Annotated in this window: 22 protein-coding genes; 12 read left to right on the top strand and 10 right to left on the bottom strand. The window is 45.4% G+C overall.

Annotated features, from left to right (window positions below; all coding sequences use genetic code 11):
* The first annotated feature begins 39 nt into the window (after positions 1-39).
* Together ACLWOR_RS15895 and ACLWOR_RS15890 are read left to right on the top strand one after the other, a co-directional pair.
* Positions 40-345, top strand: coding sequence for a DUF485 domain-containing protein (locus ACLWOR_RS15895; protein WP_413941777.1), 306 nt, complete (start codon positions 40-42; stop codon positions 343-345).
* Positions 345-2057 (top strand): cation acetate symporter, encoded by a 1713-nt coding sequence (locus ACLWOR_RS15890; protein WP_413941776.1) that lies wholly within the window; start codon positions 345-347, stop codon positions 2055-2057. Before ACLWOR_RS15895 ends, ACLWOR_RS15890 begins: the two co-directional genes overlap by 1 nt.
* A gap of 17 nt (positions 2058-2074) precedes the next feature.
* On the opposite strand, the gene ACLWOR_RS15885 is transcribed toward ACLWOR_RS15890, so the two are convergent.
* The 4 genes from ACLWOR_RS15885 to ACLWOR_RS15870 form a co-directional block, all read right to left on the bottom strand.
* The gene (locus ACLWOR_RS15885; RefSeq protein ID WP_413941775.1) at positions 2075-2404 is read right to left on the bottom strand and encodes a hypothetical protein; all 330 of its coding nucleotides are present in this window, start codon (positions 2402-2404) and stop codon (positions 2075-2077) included.
* Complete coding sequence (locus ACLWOR_RS15880; protein ID WP_413941774.1) at positions 2401-2874, bottom strand: hypothetical protein; 474 nt, start codon at positions 2872-2874, stop codon at positions 2401-2403. Before ACLWOR_RS15880 ends, ACLWOR_RS15885 begins: the two co-directional genes overlap by 4 nt.
* 151 nt (positions 2875-3025) lie before the next feature.
* A complete protein-coding gene (locus tag ACLWOR_RS15875; RefSeq protein WP_413941773.1) occupies positions 3026-3385 on the bottom strand; it encodes a zinc ribbon domain-containing protein YjdM in 360 nt (119 codons plus the stop codon).
* Between the two features lie 104 nt (positions 3386-3489).
* Positions 3490-4809 (bottom strand): DEAD/DEAH box helicase, encoded by a 1320-nt coding sequence (locus ACLWOR_RS15870; protein ID WP_413941772.1) that lies wholly within the window; start codon positions 4807-4809, stop codon positions 3490-3492.
* A gap of 163 nt (positions 4810-4972) precedes the next feature.
* Between ACLWOR_RS15870 and ACLWOR_RS15865 the strand changes: the two genes are divergently transcribed.
* On the top strand, positions 4973-6415 hold the full coding sequence (locus ACLWOR_RS15865) for a helicase HerA-like domain-containing protein (RefSeq protein ID WP_413942175.1): 1443 nt from the start codon (positions 4973-4975) through the stop codon (positions 6413-6415).
* On the opposite strand, the gene ACLWOR_RS15860 is transcribed toward ACLWOR_RS15865, so the two are convergent.
* A complete protein-coding gene (locus ACLWOR_RS15860) occupies positions 6412-6666 on the bottom strand; it encodes a hypothetical protein (protein ID WP_413941771.1) in 255 nt (84 codons plus the stop codon). The two genes, ACLWOR_RS15865 and ACLWOR_RS15860, sit on opposite strands and share 4 nt — an antisense overlap.
* Here ACLWOR_RS15860 and ACLWOR_RS15855 point away from each other — a divergent pair.
* Positions 6665-7639 (top strand): hypothetical protein, encoded by a 975-nt coding sequence (locus ACLWOR_RS15855; protein ID WP_413941770.1) that lies wholly within the window; start codon positions 6665-6667, stop codon positions 7637-7639. The genes ACLWOR_RS15860 and ACLWOR_RS15855 overlap by 2 nt on opposite strands.
* Entirely contained in the window at positions 7639-8028 is a 390-nt protein-coding gene (locus ACLWOR_RS15850; protein ID WP_413941769.1) for a DUF333 domain-containing protein, read from the top strand. The genes ACLWOR_RS15855 and ACLWOR_RS15850 overlap by 1 nt, the downstream gene beginning before the upstream one ends.
* A 77-nt stretch (positions 8029-8105) precedes the next feature.
* On the opposite strand, the gene ACLWOR_RS15845 is transcribed toward ACLWOR_RS15850, so the two are convergent.
* The gene (locus ACLWOR_RS15845) at positions 8106-8369 is read right to left on the bottom strand and encodes a hypothetical protein (protein WP_413941768.1); all 264 of its coding nucleotides are present in this window, start codon (positions 8367-8369) and stop codon (positions 8106-8108) included.
* Positions 8370-8573: 204 nt separating this feature from the next.
* On the opposite strand from ACLWOR_RS15845, the gene mdtD reads away from it, so the two are divergent.
* From mdtD to ACLWOR_RS15830, 3 genes are all read left to right on the top strand, one after another.
* Entirely contained in the window at positions 8574-9980 is a 1407-nt protein-coding gene (gene mdtD, locus ACLWOR_RS15840; protein ID WP_413941767.1) for a multidrug transporter subunit MdtD, read from the top strand.
* Between the two features lie 211 nt (positions 9981-10191).
* Positions 10192-10836, top strand: a complete 645-nt coding sequence (locus tag ACLWOR_RS15835; RefSeq protein ID WP_413941766.1) for an OmpA family protein — start codon at positions 10192-10194, stop codon at positions 10834-10836.
* 125 nt (positions 10837-10961) lie between these two features.
* Positions 10962-12350: an alpha/beta hydrolase family protein gene (locus tag ACLWOR_RS15830; RefSeq protein WP_413941765.1), complete on the top strand. Its 1389-nt coding sequence runs from the start codon at positions 10962-10964 to the stop codon at positions 12348-12350.
* A 16-nt stretch (positions 12351-12366) separates the two neighbouring features.
* Here ACLWOR_RS15830 and ACLWOR_RS15825 read toward each other — a convergent pair whose 3' ends face one another.
* Complete coding sequence (locus tag ACLWOR_RS15825; RefSeq protein WP_413941764.1) at positions 12367-13251, bottom strand: pirin family protein; 885 nt, start codon at positions 13249-13251, stop codon at positions 12367-12369.
* Between the two features lie 97 nt (positions 13252-13348).
* Between ACLWOR_RS15825 and ACLWOR_RS15820 the strand changes: the two genes are divergently transcribed.
* From ACLWOR_RS15820 to ACLWOR_RS15805, 4 genes are all read left to right on the top strand, one after another.
* Entirely contained in the window at positions 13349-14122 is a 774-nt protein-coding gene (locus ACLWOR_RS15820; RefSeq protein WP_413941763.1) for an AMP nucleosidase, read from the top strand.
* Positions 14123-14209: 87 nt separating this feature from the next.
* Complete coding sequence (locus tag ACLWOR_RS15815) at positions 14210-14755, top strand: hypothetical protein (RefSeq protein ID WP_413941762.1); 546 nt, start codon at positions 14210-14212, stop codon at positions 14753-14755.
* Between the two features lie 191 nt (positions 14756-14946).
* Positions 14947-15489, top strand: a complete 543-nt coding sequence (locus ACLWOR_RS15810; protein ID WP_413941761.1) for a hypothetical protein — start codon at positions 14947-14949, stop codon at positions 15487-15489.
* Positions 15490-15603: 114 nt separating this feature from the next.
* On the top strand, positions 15604-16179 hold the full coding sequence (locus ACLWOR_RS15805) for a HutD family protein (protein ID WP_413941760.1): 576 nt from the start codon (positions 15604-15606) through the stop codon (positions 16177-16179).
* Positions 16180-16182: 3 nt separating this feature from the next.
* On the opposite strand, the gene ACLWOR_RS15800 is transcribed toward ACLWOR_RS15805, so the two are convergent.
* The 3 genes from ACLWOR_RS15800 to ACLWOR_RS15790 all read right to left on the bottom strand — a co-directional run bounded on the left by ACLWOR_RS15800 (position 16183) and on the right by ACLWOR_RS15790 (position 20491).
* The gene (locus tag ACLWOR_RS15800) at positions 16183-17427 is read right to left on the bottom strand and encodes a hypothetical protein (RefSeq protein WP_413941759.1); all 1245 of its coding nucleotides are present in this window, start codon (positions 17425-17427) and stop codon (positions 16183-16185) included.
* A 5-nt stretch (positions 17428-17432) separates the two neighbouring features.
* Positions 17433-18173, bottom strand: coding sequence for a DUF4423 domain-containing protein (locus tag ACLWOR_RS15795; protein WP_413941757.1), 741 nt, complete (start codon positions 18171-18173; stop codon positions 17433-17435).
* Positions 18174-18307: 134 nt separating this feature from the next.
* The gene (locus tag ACLWOR_RS15790; RefSeq protein WP_413941756.1) at positions 18308-20491 is read right to left on the bottom strand and encodes an RCC1 domain-containing protein; all 2184 of its coding nucleotides are present in this window, start codon (positions 20489-20491) and stop codon (positions 18308-18310) included.
* Between the last annotated feature and the right edge of the window lie 70 nt (positions 20492-20561).

Below are 20561 nucleotides of genomic sequence, written 5' to 3'. Positions count from 1 at the left end.
CTCCTGATTGTGGAGTCTATAAGGAGCGGAGGGCGTTGCATGATAGACAAGAAAGCTTTGGCGATTTCTAAAAGTCCGAAATATCAACACTTACTTCGAACACGTTCACGTTACAGCTGGCTTCTGACCTTTTTGGTTCTCGTCGTTTATTATGGTTATATCTATCTAGTTGCGTTTCAGCGCGATTTTATGGCGCAACACCTAGGAAGAAGCATTACGACAATCGCGATTCCCTTAGGTCTGGGTGTGATTGTTTTTACCATTCTTATTACCGGCGTTTATGTCCGTCGCGCAAACTCCGAGTTTGATCGTCTCACCCAAGAAATTCTTCAGGAGAATAAGTAATGAACTGTCGTAATGCAATTGCATGTCTCATGGTATCCGTCATTGAAGTATCAGCATCAGCTGCGGGTGGAGATTTGGGACAAGTGGAAAAGCAGCCCATTAATTGGATTGCCATTATCATGTTTGCATTATTTGTGGTTGCGACTTTATGGATCACCAAAGTCGCCGCGACAAGAACTCGTTCGGTTTCTGATTTTTATACCGCAGGCGGTGGAATCACTGGCTTTCAAAATGGTTTGGCCATTGCCGGTGACTTTATGTCGGCAGCCTCTTTCCTTGGGATTTCGGCTGCTGTGATGGTCAGTGGTTATGACGGATTGATTTACTCCATTGGGTTCTTAGTAGGTTGGCCATTTTTAACATTCTTAATGGCAGAGCGACTTCGTAACTTGGGGAAATTTACTTTTGCTGATGTGGCGGCTTATCGCTTTAAGCAAGGGCCGATTCGGACATTCGCAGCCGCTGGAACTTTGGTTGTTGTCGCGTTTTACTTAATCGCGCAAATGGTGGGGGCGGGACAGTTGATCAAATTGCTTTTTGGTTTGGAATATTGGATCGCTGTTGTGATCGTCGGTGCGCTTATGATGATTTACGTTTTGTTCGGAGGAATGACGGCGACGACCTGGGTGCAAATTATCAAAGCGTGTTTGTTGCTTGCAGGTGCCTCGTTTATGGCGTTTATGGTTTTATTGAGATATGGATTTTCGCCAGAAATGTTATTCGCAGAAGCGGTGAAGGTGAAAGCCGATCTCGCATTCAAGAACGGGTTGCCACAGGATGAAGCGATGAAGCAGGGACTTTCAATTATGTCACCAGGAAATTTTGTGAAGGATCCAATTTCGACAATTTCCTTTGGGATGGCGCTGATGTTTGGCACGGCGGGGTTGCCGCATATTTTAATGCGCTTCTTCACGGTTCCTAATGCTAAGGAAGCTCGTAAGTCCGTCTTCTGGGCGACGACTTGGATTGGATACTTTTATATTCTGACTTTTGTTATTGGATTTGGCGCTATCGTTTTGGTTTCCAATAACCCAGAGTTCTTAGATCCTAAAGGCGGGCTCTTAGGTGGCGGGAATATGGCCGCCGTGCATTTAGCAACTGCCGTAGGTGGCAGTGTCTTCCTCGGATTTATTTCGGCCGTTGCCTTCGCCACTATTTTGGCGGTCGTTGCAGGGTTGACTTTGTCAGGTGCAACAGCAGTATCGCATGATCTTTATTCAATCGTGATTAAAAAAGGCAAAGCAAATTCGGCTTCCGAGTTAGCAGTTTCAAAAATCACCACGCTTGTACTCGGTATAATTGCTGTCTTACTTGGAATTATTTTTGAAAAACAAAATATCGCGTTCATGGTCTCGTTGGCATTTGCGATCGCGGCGTCTGCCAATTTTCCGGTGCTTTTTATGTCAGTTCTTTGGAAAGACTGTACCACGCGCGGTGCTTTTGTCGGTGGCTTTGTCGGATTATTGACGGCGTTTATTTTGACCGTTGTTTCCCCTTCGGTGTGGGAAGCGACTTTAGGAAATCCAGCAGGGAGTGCTTTGTTCCCTTATACGTCGCCCGCGATCTTTTCGATGCCAGCGGCTTTCATCACAATTTGGTTGGTTTCGATTTTGGATCGAAGCCCTCAGGCGGTCTTAGATCGTGAAGGCTACGTCATGCAGCGTGTGCGTTCGGAAACAGGGCTTGGAGCTGCCGAAGCAGCTCAGCACTAAATGAGTTCAGTACTAAATTAATCTTGAAAACTCGGCATCAATGCATTGCGCTCGGCTTTCGAAATTTCTCTGCCATTAAAGTAGTAGCTTTTTTGGGAGCCACGTTCAATTTGTGTGTAGTAGAAGTTTCCTGAAGAAGTGGTACCTTGGAAACGAACTTTTTTGACGGTCTCAAGTCCTTTATTTAAAACTTCCGCGAGAATCGTAGTTTTGAAAATCTCGCCGTTTGCAAACTCCATAGTCATTTCCGATTTAGTGGTGTAGCGAGCTTTCATCGTTTGTTCGAATTTCTTGTAGACGATATTAAATTTTCCCGTTGAGACAGTAACAGCCTGCCCACTTTTCATTCCAGATTTAGCTTTGAGCTGGCCACTGACCATCGTTGAATTTGTTTGAGTTTGATTGTACACACCAGATGCCGTGTAGTTCCCGTTTTTGGCTCCGCCTTCTTTTCTTTTGTCACAGTCGCATCTTGGATTTGGCAGTTGGCTTTGATTTCAGCTAGAAACTGACGACCTTCAGAATTAAGCTTGCTCAATTCAGTTTGATATTCGTTGCTATCGCGTGCAATGCCGACAGCTTCGCCACCATCAATGAACTTTCCGAAGATAACTTTATCTCCAGGCTTGAATTTGCCGCTGTTTTGAAGATCTTGGAAAAGCTTTTTGACCGACTCTTCAGACGCAGCATCATGGGGAACATCGTAAGGATTTAATTGCATTTCCGTTGTATAGTCTTCGCCGCCGTTGTCGCCATTTGAGCAAGAGACAAGTGCCGCTGAAGATAACAAAAGAAGACCTAAGATCGCTTTGTTCACGGGAGCCCCCAATAAAAAATGAAACTTGTTTTAGCAAATTTGTGGAGGGTTCTCAAATTTCAAGAGGGGGAGAGAAGGACTTCCAGGCCTGTCTAAAAAGTCGACAGGCACGCTGTGGTGGAGAGCGAATTAATTCGCTCTCAGAGGGGGATTAGGCTTTCTTAACGAATTCAGACTTAAGGTTCATTGCGCCAAAACCATCAATCTTGCAAGAGATATCATGGCCATCGCCTGCGTCGGCTAGACGGATGTTTTTAACTTTAGTGCCGACTTTCACGACGGATGAAGAACCTTTGATTTTAAGATCTTTGATCACCACGACTGTGTCACCGTCTTGCAGGACATTGCCATTGGCGTCTTTGATGACATGCTCTGTAGGTTCGTTGCTTGCTTCGCCAGCATCAGCTGCAAAGGCACTCCACTCATGCCCACACTCTGGACAAATCCAAAGGTTGCCATCTTCATAAATATTTTCAGATCCACATTGCGGGCATTTTGTTTGTTCGCTCATGGCTTAGTTGAATCATATCGGGGGTGGGTTTGGCTATAACTAATCGCTAGGAGATGTACAAAACGAACTTCAACGCAAAGCTTCTCCGGGTGTGAGCCGCTCCATTAGCGGCGGTGCTTTTGTGGTTTTGCTTTTGTTTTCGCAGGATGAGCCGATCTAGACCCCGGGGAGGATTTTCCAGAGTGGGCAGGTTTTTTATGCGATGGTTTTCCGGAAGGAGCGTGCTTACCAGAAGCAGATTTTGAATCTGATTCTTTAGCAAAACGTTTACTGCGGTCAATAAACTTAAACATCGGATCAAGTTTAATTTCCTCAGCACCCGCCAAATAACTTTGAATGCGCTTATACATTCTAAAATCTGAAGGCGTGATAAATGTAATCGCTTCACCCGATCGACCTGCACGAGCGGTACGACCAATGCGGTGAAGGAAATCTTCAGATTGGAAAGGCAAATCATAGTTGATCACATGGTTCACCTGCGGGACATCAAGACCGCGCGCGAGCAAATCAGTACCAACGACGATACGGATTTCGCCATTGCGGAATTCGCGCATCACGCGGTTACGATGACCTTGAGTCAAAGCCCCGTGTAGCATGTCGACAGAGAATCCATATTCTTCAAGATAATTAAAGACGAATTCGCAGCTTTCTTGATTGCCTGTGAAAACGATCACGCTGCCACGAGAGGCATTGAGTTCATCAAGCAAGCGATCGTTTTTCATCGAACGGTCTAACAACAAAACTTTTTGCTTTAAAGTGCCAACCGGCGCTTCGGCTTGTTCCGAGCGAATCATAAAAGGCTCAGCCTTCATGAAAAGTTCGGCGATCATATCGACGTTTTTACCGAAGCTTGCCGAGAACATCAGTGTTTGCCAGTTTCCGCGCATCGTATGTTGAATGGCTTTAAGTTGTGGTGCAAAGCCCATATCGAGCATGCGATCTGCTTCATCGATCACCACAATCTCGACATTCTGTAAAAGCAACTTATTACCAATCAAGTGATCGTTCAAACGCCCCGGAGTTGCGACAATAATGCGTGGAGCTTTGTTCAATTGATTCTTTTGTTTTGAACCAGTCGTTCCACCGATTGCGAGTGCCACAGAAATAGGAAGTTCTTGGCACAGGTCCAAAAAAACTTTTTGAATTTGCTGAGCCATTTCACGGCTGGGTGCCAAGACCAAGGCCCGCGCTGTGGGCTTTTCATTCAGCTTGCTTAAAATCGCTAACGCATAGGCAATTGTTTTACCGCTTCCAGTTTGAGCAATAGCTACGAGGTCTTTCCCTGTTTGCGCTGCAGGAACTGCCTGAGACTGAATAGGAGTTGGTTTTTTGATCGACATCTTATCCAGTGCCGCAAGCAGGGCAGAGGGCAATGACATATCTTGAAAGCTATTCAGGCGAAGATCCGGCGTTTGAAATTTCATAGGGGAGTTGTGTATCACAGCTCCCATTAAAAGGGGCAGATATTTATGCCCAACCTGCAATTTTTAGAGGGGAGAATCAAAGAAATCTATGTAGCTCATCAGAGCGGCTTTGGCTCCTTTGACCACAAACCAAAGCCAGATTGAAATAAGCGTAGGGGGAGCTATGGTAGATAAAAGAATACTTATCGGGCGGGGAGAAGAGCCTTGCTATCTCTTAGGTCGTTATAGCAATCGCCATGGGCTAATTGCAGGCGCCACTGGCACTGGGAAGACGGTAAGCCTCCAAGTTTTAGCAGAAGGTTTTTCAGATCTAGGTGTTCCTGTCTTCCTTGCAGATATCAAGGGAGATCTTGCCGGTCTTTCTCAAGCTGGCGAGTCGGCGAAGTTAAAGGAAAGGGCTCTATCTCTAGGAATAGAAAATTATCAGAATAAAGCTTACCCTGTTATTTTTTGGGATGTCTTGGGCGAACAGGGGCATCCCGTGCGCTCAACAGTCTCAGAGATGGGGCCGATGCTACTCGCGCGATTGATGGGGCTTAACGACACTCAAATAGGAGTGCTTAATGTTGTATTTAAGTATGCTGACGACAACGGATTTTTGATTCTGGATTTAAAAGATCTTAAAAGTATTTTAAATTTTGCAGCTGAAAATATCACCTCACTGGGTGATGAATACGGCACAATCACCAAACAAAGTGTGGGAGTCGTGCAAAGGGAGCTACTGACTTTAGAAAGTGAAGGTGCCTCCGAGTTTTTTGGAGAACCCTCAATTAAGGTCCAAGATTTCATTCGTACGACTATTGATGGTAGAGGTCATATTAATATTCTGGCCGCCGATAAGATTTATCAAAAGCCAACGCTTTATGCGACTTTCTTATTGTGGCTTCTCTCTGAGCTTTTTGAAAACTTATCAGAGCAAGGTGATCAAGAGCTTCCCAAAATGATTTTCTTTTTTGACGAAGCCCATTTGCTTTTCAATGACGCTCCTAAAGCACTCTTGGAAAAAGTTGAACAAGTGGTAAGACTCATTCGTTCAAAAGGAGTGGGCGTGTATTTTATTTCGCAAAGCCCGCTGGACATTCCGGAAAAAATATTAGGCCAGTTAGGAAATCGTATTCAGCATGCCTTGCGTGCTTTTACTCCGAAAGATCAGAAAGCTGTGAAAACTGCGGCTGAAACCTTTCGCGCAAAGCCCGGCGTCAATGTGGTGACAGCCATCACGGAACTAGGAGTCGGTGAGGCTCTGATTTCAATGCTGACAGAAGGAGGTGTGCCTGCGCCCGTAGAACGCGCCAAGGTCTGTCCTCCACAATCGCGAATTGGTGCTATTACGAATGAAGAAAGGCAAGCCGTGATGGCACGTTCACCGTTTAAGGGTCAATACGAACAGGCGGTGGACCGGGAATCAGCTTACGAAAAGTTAGAAGCGCAACGACACATCGAACACCGAGAAGAAGAAAAAAAAGCGAAACCTAAGAAAGAACCAGATACGATGTGGGAGATTGCAACCAAGAGTGCCGTGCGAGCGGCAAGTTCAAAAATGGGAAGAGAAATCGGACAATCATTGTTAAGAGGGATCCTAGGATCCCTCACCAAAAAACACTAATCTGTTTTCTCAGCTTCTTTTTCGTCTTGCGCATGCAAGACCAAGGTCGCGTAAACAAAGTTCCAGACTAGTGAATTCAACATTGCATTAGAGACAATGAGGAACATTCGCGAGAGGGAAACCATGCGGTCGGGAACGGTTTGTTTAGTATTTGGAATGTTGTTTTCAAGCCAAGTTTTTGCGGCAACCTTCATGAAGTTCGGAGAAGGTTTTACGGCGACCAAGGGTTCAGAAATTTCACTTAAAAACATGCCACCGGTTTTATCCCAAGATAGCTTGGGCCTGTGTTTTTCTTACGCAACTGCGACCATCATGAATTATGAGAACTGCCGCGTTCAGAAAACCGACTGCACAAATCTCAAGGACGAAAATGCCTTTTCTGCATTTGATCTGGCGCGCTTCGGCCAATCAGTGGACGGTGCAGAAGCTGAATACGAATCTTCTTATCGTGGAATAGTTGAAGGGGGCCCTGGCGGGCATACACTTGAAATTGCAGCCCTCTTTGTCGGAAGTTCAGCCAGCGAGGCCTGTCATTCCTTGGATAAAATTTTACAAAAAATGGGCGGAGCCTCGGGGCTTGCCGATCCTATTCAGATAGAGGCCTTCGAACGTTTACGCAAACACTATGAAAAGTTTAAAGGTGTGAAATTAGACTGTGAAAGCTGTGTCACGAAGTTCTTTGATGGGTTTCGGAAGGACATGTGCAATCAGTTTCAAATTCCAGACGACAATGCGAGACTTCTGAAAATATTTTCGGAAGAATCGGTGGGAAAGTTTTTTGATCGCTTTTTTTATCCAAAGGAATGCCAAAGGGCGAAAAACCGCGCCTATTTTGAAGGTCAAAAAACGATGGAAATTGGACTCTTTCCAATGAAGAAATTGAAAGAATCAAAATCCAAAAATTATCAAGCGAGTATCAACAAGATCAAAGAGGTTTTGAAGAGCGGACATCCCTTAATGCTGCAAAATGTCTGTCTGGAAGAGAGAACGAAAGGGAAATGCCCTGAAGGCAAAGGACACGCGGTTGTCGTTTCCGGATATAAAAAAATGTGTGATGGTGCTGGGAAATGTTATGACGCTCTTCGTGTTCAGAACAGTTGGGGACAGGCTTGGCAAAACGAATTTAATGGCGGATGGATTTCCGCACAAGAGGCTCTGGATTCGACTAACTATGAAGATGAGTTTCTAGTTTGGCTTCAGGATAAAAAGGGAGAAGGTAGCTAATGAAAGCATTTTCATTTTTTATCCTTATTCATTTTTCATCGATGGCGCTGGCGACGGACGGCTTAAAAATCTACGACGGCAAGGTCTATAAGTCTTTTGTGACGAAAGAATATCAAGGCATGCGATTCACAGAGGGGTGCCTGGAAAAAAATCCACCGACGTGTGATGCCTATAAAGCAACTCTGACCCCAGCAATAGAAAAGAAAAAGTTCCCCACACCTTTAGTGGGACATCCCGCGGCTCAGTACTGTTTGGATGCGGGCGGAGAAAACCGAATTGCAAAGGGTCGCCAGAACGAACAATACGATTACTGTCTTTTTAAAGACGGTTCGATGATTGATTCATGGGATTTATATTTTAAATTTCATAAAGCAGATGAAAAGAAATAGTTCGGAGAGATTTCAAAAAAACAGCCTGCGCTAGGTGGAGCGCAGGCTGAACCAGAACGTGCCTAAAATTTAAAAAATTAAAGGCAGCGACAAGAAACGTTACCTTGATTATCAGGATGACTGATCGCGCGGCAAATACCTGTTTGCCCGCGAGCTGGATCAATCACACATACATTTCCCGGAGTCTTTCCTGCGCAATAGAAATCTGAAATGCAGCGAGGAGGACGGGATGCGATGACTTCACCTAACTCTTCGTCTGATACCGGAATGCCCGGAATATCAAACTCATCAGCCATGGCCATGATGGGTAACATGGACAGGACGAATATTAACTTTTTCATTTAGTAACCCCCGACAGTGGGGCTAACGTATCATTGCTTTTCCGAGGCGCATTCTACTTTTTTAGCAATCTTCAAACTTACCACCCGGGCTTGGGAAAAACCGTGATAATTGGCAAACGAACGACTCCGACGCCGTGAAAAAACTTTAGCAGTCCTCAGTAAGGTTCTGCTGACGGGGACGTTTTCGAGGACTAAAATGGTCCCATGTCTGATGAAAAGTCCCAAAAAGTTCTGCTCTGGTTGGTTGCGATTGGTTTTTTTATGGAGACTTTGGATTCCACCATCGTCAACACAGCCCTCCCGGGGATGGCCCGTAGCTTAGGGGAAAGTCCCCTCTACATGCAATCTGTCGTGATTGCTTATTCTCTTACGATCGCACTTTTTATTCCGGCTTCGGGGTGGATCACGGATCGCTTTGGTATTAAGAAGGTTTATCTCTCGGCCATTATCTTGTTTAGTATGGGCTCATTGGCCTGCGCTTTTTCACAAAATCTGACCCAATTGGTGTGTTCGCGCGTGTTGCAAGGAGCAGGGGGAGCAATGCTCTTACCCGTGGGGCGGCTTGCAGTTTTAAGAGCGTTCCCGTCCGATAAATTTTTGCAGGCAATAAGCTTTGTTACCATCCCCGGACTTGTGGGACCGCTGATCGGTCCAACCTTGGGTGGGTGGTTGGTTGAATACGCTTCCTGGCATTGGATCTTTCTGATTAATATCCCCATCGGTGTCATCGGAATGTATGCAACCGCACGCTTTATGCCGGATATTCGTGGCGTCTCGCTTAGCAAGTTCGATGGGTTGGGATATTTGCTGCTCGCGTTTAGCATGGTCGCGATTTCTTTTGCGATGGAAGGACTGGCAGAACTAGGGCTTCGTCATGGCACGGTCATGGTGCTGTTGTTCTTTGGCTTAGCAGCATTGGCGGCTTATTGGTTGCACGCAGGTCGCGTGAAGAATCCGTTGTTTTCTTTAAATCTCTTTCAAATTGGCACTTACAACATCGGTCTTTTAGGAAATCTTTTTGCGCGAGTGGGAAGTAGCAGTATGCCGTTCCTCTTGCCGCTGCTTTTACAAGTCGGAATGGGTTATTCGCCAGCTAACGCCGGTATGATGATGATCCCCATGGCAGTTGCCGGTATTTTTGCAAAACGATTGGCAACACCGCTGATCGTGCGCACGGGTTATCGTAAGATGTTAGTTATAAACACAGTCTTGCTCGGTATTTCGATGGCGGGTTTTGCGCTGTTTGCAATGGAGCAACCGTTCTGGTTAAGAATGTTGCAGTTGATATTCTTTGGTATGGTGAACTCATTGCAGTTCACGGCGATGAATACGTTGACCTTAAAGGACCTAGGGCCCCAATACGCAAGCAGTGGCAATAGTTTGTATTCGATGATGCAAATGTTAGCGATGAGCTTAGGAGTCGCAGCCGCGGCCGCAGTGATTAAAGCCTTTGCCGATCAATTCGGCGTCACTGGAGAAGGCACGATTCACACCTTCCAAGCGACCTTTGCGGTGATGGGCCTTGTCACATGCAGCTCTGCCATGATTTTTGCGCAGATTCCTCAAGAAGAAAAACAAGTCGCAAAAAGCATGGCCCATGCTGAAGGTTGATCAATGATTTCTCAAGAATTTGTTTGTTCAGTAAAAGTCACAGCTACCTGGTCCTTAGCGGGGCCAAAGCGTGCGAAGTTCTTATTCTCCATTTAAAACGATCAAAAATAGGACGCTTAGCCGTAAACTGCGGCGTTCTATAGGTCGGGACTTGATCTCCGTTTGTTGGTTGGCAATAATATTTTGCGAAACAAATAAGGAGAAAATCATCATGAAGAAAATGATTTTAGTAGGATGTGCAGCGGTTATCGGATTAAGCGCGTGCGCGACGATGGATGAAAACCCAAATGCAGCAAAAGGCGCTGGTATCGGTGCAGCTGTTGGTGCAGTAGCAGGTGCAGTGATCGGTCACCAAACAGGTAAACGTAACGAAGGTGCCTTGATTGGGGCAGCTTTGGGTGCGGGTCTTGGTGGAGCTGTGGGTCACCGTATGGACAAACAAGCAAAAGAACTTGAGCGTATCGCTGAAACGAAACGCACAGAGCAAGGCCTTATCACGAAATTGAAAAGCGACATCTTGTTCGACACTGGTAAAGCAGATTTGAAACCAGCAGCGAAAGCTAACATCAATGAGCTTGCTGCGATCATGAAGAAGTACCCAGAGAACGTATTGACGATCAAAGGTTACACGGATTCTTCTGGTTCAGACAAAGTGAACATGCCGCTTTCTGAAAGACGTGCTCAAGCCGTTCGTAATCAACTTGTGACTGCGGGTATTCCTGCAAACACAGTGACTTCTTTGGGTATGGGCTCAGCAAATCCATTGGACGCTGGTACATCTAAAGATTCATTGGCAAAAAATCGTCGCGTAGAAATCGAAATCACTGTCGACGAATCGAAAGTCCCTAAAGCATAGTTCCTTTTCGTCTCGCATCTTTGTTCTCTAGAGCAAAGATGCGAGAACACTTCTGTTGTCTCAGAATAAGATTCTCTCTCGCCCCCTCTTAGTTTTAAAAATCGCAGCCCGATATACTGAAAAGTATGTTCGATCGGCTCGGGTCGCTTTTCTTCTTAGCTCTGATTGTAGTCGCCTTGAGTGCATGCACGAATGGTGGACTGGCCACGATTCTACCTGAATCCGACAATCCATCGACCACTGAATCGCTTGAAAAAACCAATTTGCTTAGCAGCAGCTATGTCGACATGTCGGGTGCAACTCGCAATTATGAAATGTTCAAAGTTCAATACGCTTCTGGCGACGCCACGTTTATGCAGTGGGTTCCGAATTCCGCGGGCACTAGCGCAGGAGCTGTGTTGCTCTTTATGCCTTACGGTGGAATCACGTGGTCGGGTGAAGCAAGTGACGCGAAGTGGACGGCTAAAGGCAACGGTGTACATTTGGATGAAGACGGTCCCTTCTATGATCCGACGACATCATCGGTGATTAATTTTACGATTGTTCCACCCACGGATGCTGCGGCGGAAGGTTTTCCGTACTCTTATAATAATTTACATGTGCTGGTCGTGTATGGCCGTTTTCATATTGGTGGGGATTTGCAAAACGATATTGAAGACGTGAAAAATGGCCTGCGCTTTTTACATTCGCAAAGCTTAGTGAACAAAAATAAGATCGGGCTCACCAGTGGTTCTTGGGGTGGGATTGGTGTCCTGCATGCGGTGGCTCAGTTGGGCGCCAGCTATATGCCTGCCGCTATTGCTCTTCAATATCCTGTCAGCGATGCTAAAAAGTTGCGTGAGTATTTGTATACAACAGTTCCCGCAGGAACGGCTAACAATACGATTCGCGATTCCTACGCAACCTTCTTCGATCCTTACGAACGTCGTATTGATAAAGCAACAGAATCTCTAGCGGGTCAGAGCAATCGGTATGACAAGTACACGCATGCGAGTCTTACCGGCATCACTTCAGACATTTTTTTAGGTCATGATGCCTGGGACACGCTGGTTCCAATCAGCCACTCGGTGGATTTGCTGAGCTCCATTTCGTCGACGAACAAAGTGTATTATTATCAATTGCATTCGACGCCTGTTGATTTTGATAATTTTATTTTGAACCATACGCAAAATTTAGACGCGATGAGCTCCACGGCTATGGGCATGTGGACCTATACGTACTTGATCACGAAACTTAAAGACAGCGCGGAAGCAAAATATTCTTTCTATGACTCCTCGGAGCTCGCCGCACAGTTTGCTTATATGTTGGGGAGAATTCCCGGGGGAAACACCGATTTTTATAATGATGTTTTAAAAATGTACTGCGCACCTAACTTAACATTGGTCGATGCAGACAACACTTACAGCGGCCTTGGAAAAGATGTGGTGAAAACAATTATGGAATTTTATTCGGTTGGTTGGGCGGCGGATGGTGATGCTGCTTGTGCCAAACTCATCACTCATCCTCCGTTTTAATATCTCAATTTATTAACTACTCTGCAGGCAACGGAATAATATCTGTTTCTCCAGGGACCTGCGGGAAGTTTCCAGTCTTCCAACGAGTCTTGGCATTTTCAATTAAGTCCGCAGATGAAGCGACAAAATTCCAATAGATAAATCTTTTTTCCGCAAAAGGCTTTCCACCTAAAACTACAAAGCGACCTTCTTCGATGCACTCTGTACGGAGCGAAGATCCGGCCTTCAATACAATAAAATCTCCTTCATTGTAAATATCATCGCCAGCTTGAAAGCTTCCGCTCAAAATATAAAATGCGGTTTCGTGGTCAGGCTCTGGTGTAAAATTAAAAATGCTTTTCTTTTTGCAGACGACATCTAGGAAAAATAGCGGAGAATAAATTTCCACCGGAGATTTTTTGCCAAAAGCTTCTCCTGCCACAACTTTGACAGAGCCGCCGTCAAATTGAACTTGAGGAATTTCATTTTCTGCGTGGTGAGTAAAGCTTGGCGCCACTTCTTCTTTTTCTAAAGGCAAGGCTACCCAGAATTGCAACAAGTGCAGGTGGTATTTCTGAGTGCGCAGATGTTCAGGAATTCGTTCCGAGTGAGCAATACCACTGCCGGCAGTCATCCAATTGACATCTCCTGGTTTTAAAACTTGGCGACAATTCAAGCTGTCGTGATGAAGCACTTCGCCTTCAAGTAAGTAACTCAGTGTGGACAGACCAATGTGTGGATGCGGGGACACGTTCATGCCTTGGCCCGGAGCAAATTCCGTGGACGGAAAGTGATCAAAGAAGATGAAGGGTCCTACCATTCGCTTTTTTGAGTAGGGAAGAATACGTCGAATTCCAGCACCCGATAAAGTCATTATGCGGGGAAGAATTTGCATTTCGATACGATTTTGCTCTGTGGCCATGAGGGCTTCCTTGCAAATAAATTTGTTTGTGATAGAGTAAATCAATTTACCAAACGACACAAATAAGAGTGTTCAGAAAGATAAAGGACAAACTCGAATGAAGACAAAAAAAGACATCGTAGAAAACTGGCTGCCGCGTTATACCGGCGTACCCCTCAATGAATTTGGCCACTACGTTCTCCTCACGAATTTCGGTGCTTACGTTAAATCCTTTGCAGAACAATTCAATGTTCCAGTGCGTGGCCTAGATAAGCCCATGCAGTCAGCAACATTTGAGGATATCACGATTATTAACTTCGGTATGGGTTCTGCACTAGCCGCAACTTGTATGGATCTTCTTTCTGCCATTAATCCCAAAGCTGTGTTGTTCCTTGGCAAGTGCGGTGGAATTAAAAAGAAAAATCAATTGGGTGACTTTGTTTTGCCAATCGCTGCGATCCGCGGTGAGGGAACAAGTAACGAATATTTGCCGGCAGAAATTCCAGCATTGCCATCGTTCCGCTTGCAACGTGCGGTGTCTTCCACAATTGTGAAACATAAGTGCGATTACTGGACAGGAACCGTCTACACGACAAACCGTCGCGTGTGGGAACATGATGACGCGTTTAAAGATTACCTGGCAAAAACTCGCGCGATGGCTGTTGATATGGAAACCGCAACGATCTTTGTAACAGGTTTCGTAAATGAAATTCCACGTGGCGCTTTGTTGCTAGTCTCTGACAACCCAATGATTCCAGAAGGTGTTAAGACTGAAGAGAGTGATAAGAAAGTCTCTGCGAGCTTTGTTGAGAAACACTTGGCAATCGGAATTGATTCTTTGCGCGAACTTCGCGACTCTGGCGAATCTGTAAAACACATGCGTTGGGATTGATTTAAAACAGTCTTCTCATACCTAATTTTCAAAAACACACAAAGACCTTTAACCTCAAGACTTACACAAGTTTTGAGGAGGTCAGGTGTGAAGAAGTGGTTCGTTTCGGTTTCGATTCTTTTGTCGGTATTTGCGGCAGCAGCTTACAGTGAATCTCTTGAGCAACATGATATCGACACGTCTGAATTCTACGATGAAGGTCTCAATTATGAGGCTTTCTTTGCTGAAGAGGGGCCTCTTCCTTTGCCTGAAGATCCGACCGATCCGGGACAGCCACCACTTCCTCCGCCACCGTCAGGAAAGCCCGTTAGCTACACCGTCGGTAGTGGTCAAACCAGTCGTTTTGGCAGTCGATCCTTTACTTTCTACACGCGCGGGGAGCTGCAAAAGACGACAAAGCTTCGTATCGTTGCCTTAAGAAATAATATTAACATCAACGGGGTTTGGTTGAGTTATGCGGATTCCTCAGAATCACGTTTAGTACGTGAGTTCCAAGGAGAACTCACCACTGGAAGAGCACGTGAAATTCGAATGTCAGGACGACCACTTTTACGTGTCGATGTTGAAGCTTCCTCTGGATATTTTTGGAAACAACCTGGATCTTTCAGAGTTGAAGCGACTGGGGTACCATAGAAAAAAGACTTCATACGTCATTGTGAAAAGAAGTGAAAAAAACCATTCAGCATGCTGGTTTTTTCAGCATGAAGATTTGATTTTCACCTTTTTTCACGCAATTAACATATTGTGTCATGCATAAAATTGCGATATAACCGTCTGCACTTTCAGAACATTGATGACATAAAAGTATTTTGGGGAGGCTCGCTTTGATCAATCCAGGTAACAATATGCAAGTTGAAGAGTTAGATGCAGACTTGGACTCCGATTTGGAGAAGGAAACGGTTAAGAAATCTGCTTTCGAAGCAGAGATGGACGAAGACCTTGAAAGCGAAGCCGCAGCGTTGGCTGCAATGGCAGGATCTCTTTTAGGCGAAGGCGAAGAAGACGATACAAACCTTGATGAAATCGAAAACATCTTGGATTTGAATGACGGTCAATTCCCGAAATTCACACTAGCGAAAAACAAAGCGCGTTTCTTGAGAATGGTCAGCTGGTATCGCGGTAAAGAAGAGTGGATCGAAGTTGCGCCTCTTTCTGGTGTAACAAAACTCTTCAAGCAACAAACTAAAGAGTTGGAAGGCATCCGTTCTTCTAAACTTGATTACGAAATGGAACTTGAAACAGGAACTTTGACTCCATCACAACGTTCATACCGTCGTGATGAATTGAAAATGTGCCGCGTTCAAGAAAAAATGGCAGTTCATTTGATCTCTAAACTTCAAGTGAAAATCAAATCAGGCCGTCGCTAATATTCGCGACTGATTGATAAAACCGAAAAACCCAAGCTGATGAGGCTTGGGTTTTTGTTTTTTAGGGCCTTCACATAGAGATCAAATGCGGAGTAAGCTTTTAAAATGAACTCTGTGAACTCTTCAGAATTTAAAATCGTCAAAAATTCTCAGTACAAAATCATGCCGTGGAAAAATGGTTTGGGTTCGACGGCACAAATCGATATTGCGCCCGAGGGAGCGAAATTTCCTGAGGGTCCTTTTCTGTGGCGCGTGAGTTCCGCAACTGTATCGGCTTCTTCGCCTTTTTCTCAGTTTCCAGGTTGTGATCGGTGGTTGGTGGTTTTGCGTGGTGAGGGGCTGTTGTTGAATGGTAAAAAGCTTTTACCGATGCAGCCTTTACATTTTAGCGGTGACGAGTTGATTCACTGTGATCTCATCACCCACGAAGTGTTAGATCTAGGTGTGATTTATCCACGTGATCAAGTTCAAGCCGTCATGACTGTCCACAATTTCAAAACCGGTGAAGTTTTGGAGTGCGGGGGGACGTCAGAATATTTTTATATTTATTGCGCTCTCGGTGGGTTTAGATGGAGCGATCAAGATCTGGAACAGGGAGATACTTTATCATTGATGCAAGTGTCTCAGGGCGCGCTTATCGCCAAATCGGATGCCAGCTGCGTGGTCATCCGACTTCAGGTAAGGACATAACCTCTATTTCTTGCAAAGAGGAAGCTTCGCAAGATCTTCTGCAAACTTTTGACTGCTGAGGTTTAGTGGTGGTGTATTGACGCCGATTTTGAATTCGATCCGAGAAGACTCTTTGCGAAAACAAGGAGAAGAAACTTGTTGGATCTCAAAGGCATGCAATTTGCCATCTGAATTCAATTTCACTGAGACATCATAGCGGTCGCTATAGTGAGCTTGATTATCACGAGTGAGCAGTATTCCGTTGATCACGATGGCTGTCGGTGTGTCTCTAAAATCAAGAGATCCTGAAACTTTATTGACCTGACCGTTTTTGTCAAAGGTCCACTGTTCAGCTTCGAAACGAATTTTCGTAGTCCCTTCTTGGTAAATGTAGGCGGTATCGCAATCAGGCTTATATGTTCCAAGTGTACGAATCTGAGCGACTGTTCCGTCTTCGTTGAAATGAATAGTCGAATCCCAAGGAAGACATTGGATATATCGAGTGTTTCCTGTTTCCATAAGTCCATCGTTGGCAAGCAACGCCATTTTTAATGCACCATTTGCATGGAACTCAATATTCGATATGCGCCAGTTGATGTTTTCGAGCGTGTACATCAGGCGAATCGTATAGCCATTGTAATCCGCACGAGGGAAACGAAGGTTTTGCAAAAGAGAGAGATATTCTTGGATGGTTAAATATTCGAACTTTTCGGAATGAAGGGCGCTATTGAAATAGCGTGTGCTTTCTGAGGTCTGATGCATAGAACCGACTTCAATCAATTCGCGATAGGTGATTTCATGGATGATCAGGGCTGCTTTATTCAGATTATCGAGCGAATTCCAAAGATCGAGACTGATCACATAGCGTTTCTTATTCAAAGCATCGGGTTCGCGCTGAAAGACCGCAAGTTCGAGATCGCAATTTTTAGGCTTTATACCAAGACCAATATCAGGAACAGGTGTTAGCTCGACACCATCCAGGAATTCACTTTCCCCCATAAAGCTTGCATACCAGCCACGATAAAGGGCCGCTCGCGAAGGATTGACCTTTTCAATTTTGCCGAGAAGGTACTGAACGCGCTCATCAACGGAACTCAAATTCTTTTGATCCAAGACTTGGAAGCGTTTTCGGGCCTCATAGATATCAAAAACTTGGTTTTCCGAATCTTTACATTTTAGAACGAAGCCACCATTACCGCGTTCAACCCATTTAACGGCGTGAGAAAAAAGCGGAGCCAGCGTGATGAAAAGTACGAGAAGCTGTTTCATTGTTCCTAGTCCTTTGAAAGAGGGAAGAGTTGAACATTGATTGTGTAGACGCTCGATTTTTTACCTTGTGAGAGGTAATTTGCAAGACGGCGACGGAAAGTGCGAATCATCTCTTTTGCTTTTGGTAGCTTTTTTGGATCGACAGCCAATGTAATGGAAGAGACATCGCGTTTTTCAACGGAAACTTGGTCAATGTTGTCGATGATATTTTTTAATGAGTCTTTGTGTGACAAGCGCAAGTAATGGCTTGGAATATCAGACGTCGTTAAAAGAGGGGAGGCATCAGTGATAACTTTATTGCCTTCGACCTTTACATAGCCAAGACGCTCCAGGCGTTCCCAAGAAGATTGAATCAATGTGACGGGGAGACCCATTCTTTGTGCCATCCAATCAAAATCAAATTTGAAGTCTGCTGTGTTGACCAATGTTAGAATCGCATCGTGATACCATTCAACGATCATGGAGAGCTCGTCTTCTTTGATGCGACGAACGTATTCACCACGACGTTCTTTGGTGTCGAGTTCGATTAAGTGTAAGAAGTAAGTTCTTTGAGTTTCATCCAAATCAAGCTTTGCGGAAATGTTTGCTCCGGCGGCTTTAGTGATCGGACGCTCGTTATCAAAATATTGGCTGACACGACCCGGATTGATTTCCAGTGTTCGAGCAAACGCTCGAATAGAATAGCGCGGGTTGCGGTTTTTACGTTGCTGGTATTGCGATAGTAAGTAATCCGATGCTCTCGACATGTTCGGGAATGTAAGGGAACAAAAAATGCGAGTCAAAATCAAAAGATTATGATTTTAATCATCCGTTTCCATTGCAAAAGGAATCAATCCCAGGCGCAAAACACCTATTCTCGAGGAAGTTTTTTCATGTTCCGTTAACTATGCTTAATTCCCAAGGCACTATAGTATCCCAGTGAAATTTTAAGCCACTTGTTTTCGCTTCCCAGCTGAACAGGTGTGCTCAACAGGGTGGTGGCGCCGCTTCCGAGTTCGCCGTAGTTTGCAAATCCCCACACCCACAATGTTTTGTTCGACTTGATGGCCATGTGAACGCCGTTATAAGTAAAAACTTTTGCCCAATCAGAAGCTGTTCCTATTTGCGTGACGGCTGTGCCATTCCAGCTCCAAAGGGTGCCGTTGAGATTTTTTAGTAACACCAAATCAGAGCCAACGGAAATAGATGACCATGTGGTTCCACTGCCAATCTGAACAGGGGAGCTTTTATCAGGGCTAACAAGTCCCCCTGTTGAACCTCCCCAAATCCACGCAGTCCCGTCGCTTCGAAGCGCTGTAAAGCAGCTGCTCCCCGCGGAAATGGCTGTCCACGTGTTACTTCCAATTTGTGTCGGGACGCTGCGATCTGTGGTGTCTCCGAGCCCGAGCCAACCATAGGTGTTTGAACCCCACGACCAAATACTGCCATCCGTTTTAAGCGCCAGAAAACAAATGTTCGAACCAGTTGCGCAAATTTGACTCCAGTTTGTGTCGGTGCCAACCTGCGATGGCGTGATCGTACTACCGTATCCCCACTGCCACATTGTACCGTTTGTTTTAATTCCCGAACTGACATTTCGATAAAACATCGAGTAGCCACTAAAAGCAGATCGCGCAAATACATTTTGCCAATCCGTATCTGTTCCGATTTGTACAGGAGAACTCTTGTCAGTCCGAGGCACAGGTAGTTGACCATTTGTGTTTAAGCCCACTCCCCAGAGTGTGCCATCTGATTTTTTGGCGATAGTGAATTGATCACCTCCCCAAACATTTACCCACGTTGCGCTGCCAACTTGTTGGAGACTTGAATAGTAAGTCGTGCCATTTCCGTAAAGACCAGTGGCGTAATATGGCGAGTTAGTACCCCAACCCCAAAGAGTTCCAGTTGCTGTGATTGCCAGTGCTGGAAAACGTGTGACAGTTACAGCGGACCATGACGAGGCAGAGCCAATTTGTACGGGAGTTGAAACAAATGATGAGAAATTAGTGCCCCAGCCCCAAAGACTATTGTCAGTGGCAATGGCCGCCGTGTATCCATAGCCTACCGAAAATTTTGTCCAAAGCTGAGAGCCGACAACCTGTGTAGGACCCGAAACATTCGTCGTACTTCCAATACCGAGTTGGCCATACGAATTTGCACCAAAGCCCCATAGAGTTCCGTCGGCCTTGAGAGCGAATGAAGACGAGTTGATGCCAGCAGCAATTGCCACCCAGTCTGTGGAGCCACCGACTTGAATCGGCGAGCTACGTCTTATTGTATTGGAATGGCCGAGAGAGCCGTTGAGATTTCTCCCCCACGACATGATAGTTCCTGCTGTTGTCAGAGCCAGCGCATGATCCGCTCCTGCGGCAATTTGACTCCATGTTGAGTTTGTTCCAATTTGGGTGAAGGTGGAGACGTTCGTGGTAGTGCCAAGACCGAGTTGCCCAAATGAATTGTTCCCAGCACTCCAAAGAGTTCCGTTTGTTTTTAAGGCCAGAGAAAAAGCTCCGCCACAGGACACTGACGACCAATCGGATGCTGTGCCGATTTGTGTAAAAGTTGAAACTACATTTGCATGATTTAGTCCCAATTCTCCTTGAGAATTGTAACCCCATCCCCAGAGTGTTCCGTCGGATTTTACTGCAAGACCGCTTCCAGTTCCGGCGGAAACTGAAATCCAGTTTGTTGCACTGGAAATCATTTCGAGACTTGCCACGAAGCGATTGAGTTTTCCTGTTCCCAATTCTCCGTCATCATTTACACCCCAAGCCCAGAGAGTCCCATCCTCGCGAATTCCAAGCGAATGGGGGCCGCTCGTGGAAATATTGGTCCACGTAGTGAGCGCCCCCGTTTGTACAGGACTTGACGTGCTGGTGGTTGAACCGTTTCCGAACTGACCATTGGTGTTTGTGCCCCAGGCGAAAAGTTTTCCGGAGGTATAGATAATTGCTTTTTTTGCCTTACGCACACGCATGCCGATAAAAGCCTGAGCTTTCTCAAGGTGCAAAACTTGTGAAAGTGCCATTCCGCTAAGTGCATTTGTGCAGATGTGAAGCAGAGTTCTTCTGGAGAGTTTTGACATGTATATAAGATAGTATTTACTTAAGCTTCTCAGCAATACAGTCACGTTTGATTCTGATTCCTCCGATGAA

Origin of the sequence: Bdellovibrio sp. HCB2-146 (genome assembly GCF_047345725.1) — a bacterium.
Classification (GTDB): Bacteria; Bdellovibrionota; Bdellovibrionia; order Bdellovibrionales; family Bdellovibrionaceae; genus Bdellovibrio.
This window is presented reverse-complemented; position numbering and strand designations above follow the sequence as displayed.